A 1,633-nucleotide genomic window follows, 5' to 3' on the forward strand; every position below is an offset into this window, starting at 1 on the left:
ATCAGCGTGGCCCCAACAGCCAGCACCCAGGGTGAGGTTGCCATAAGCAACGCGACCATATCCGCGCGTTCCCGGCTGATAGACCGGCGGACAATGTCATGGGCCAGCCAAACCGATATCCCGGTCAGGATCGGATTGATCACCCATGGCGCCCCGACCAGCACCCCAAGGCTCAAAACCATGGCCCAGCCCTGTGCCGGAACACTGATCCATTTGCCCTCATGTATTTCGAGAAGATAATATTCCAGCGCGGGGTGTGCCGCTTCGGGCGGGGCCGGAGCCCAGAGCGTGCCAGCCGCAAAGGTCCGTGCCTGAAAAAGATAGGCCAGCTCATCCTCGACATGGGGCACCCGATCGAACGCCGTCCAGGCCAGTATGGCGCTGACCAAAGTCGCAAACACCGCCAAACCAGCCGCCGGGATACGCGGCATGTGGTCTGGCCCAACCACAACAAACATGGCCAATAGCGTGGCCAGTTGAACCAGTGACAACACACCGCCAACACCGATCTGCAAGCCATAGGCCACATGATAGCCATAGGCGATATAAGGAGTTGCCGACAGGCTGAAAATCGCAACCAGAACCATCAGCAGAAACAGGCGAAATATCCCCGCTTTGGCGAAAAGACCGCCGATGGCTGCGCGCCCTGAGGGCCGTATGAGAACAACGCCGATCACCGCCGCCTGCATCGCCAGTATCGCCAGCATGATCAGGTTCTCAGGCGGGTCCGCAGAAATTTCAAGGCGTGGAAACCAAAGCGGTTGCGTCAGCCACAGCCGGGCTGCGCCGCCTAAAAGAGCTATTACACTCAGAATGCCAAACAGAACCTGACCACGCAGCCAGAAGAAGCCCAGAAAAAACACCGAGGCCACCACCATGCACCCAAACCATACGCGCAGCTCGGGCAGAGTTGCATTGGTGGTCGGTGCATCTGCGGCCCACGCGGGACCACACCCCAATACGAAAAGGCCAATAAGACCCCACAGAAGCTGACTTGAACGGAGGCTCATGCCATATGCTCATCTTTGACAATCGCCGGGTCCCGTGCGGGACCTTCGATATTGATACGTTCCTGTTCAGTGACGATCGGACCACCCCGCACCTGATTGTGGATTGAAGTTATGTATTCCCCCAACATGCCGATAAACAGCATCTGGATACCCGACAGGAAAAACAGCGCCACGATAATGGTCGTTGTCCCCCGCGGGGCCTGCTCGGGGTTAAGGAAATACAAAACTGTGGCAATAAGGGAAAACAGGATACAGCCAATCGCAATGACCAGACCGCTGAGCGTACAAAACCGCATTGGCGCGCGCGTGAAGGCAAAAATAGCATTCAGCGCCTGATCCGTCAGGGCCATCAGATTATGTTTGGACAACCCCCGTGCCCGAGCCCGCCAGACATAAGGCACAATCACCCGGCGGAACCCGCAGCTTGCGATAATGCCACGGATATACGGGTAATGATCCCGATGCGACAACACCGCCTTGAGCACTTTGCGATCGATCAACTGGAACTCTCCGACGGATGATTCCATCGTCACGTCTGACAATCGGTTAACGATCGTATAAAATGCCGATCGAGCGCAGCGCATCACAAAGCTTTCTTCACGGCTGGCCCGTGCACCCGCGAC

General features: G+C 57.1%; 2 protein-coding genes. Both read right to left on the reverse strand.

Going from position 1 to position 1,633, the window contains the following annotated elements:
- Positions 1-1,010 (reverse strand): hypothetical protein (locus AC2FND_RS20220; protein WP_496771488.1); only part of this gene is annotated, 1,010 nt, incomplete at its 3' end.
- Positions 1,007-1,633, reverse strand: a 627-nt coding sequence (locus AC2FND_RS20225; RefSeq protein WP_496771489.1) for a hypothetical protein, incomplete at its 5' end; no start/stop codon positions are given. The genes AC2FND_RS20220 and AC2FND_RS20225, both read right to left, overlap by 4 nt.

The organism is Ruegeria sp. BHSB056, assembly GCF_059613305.1.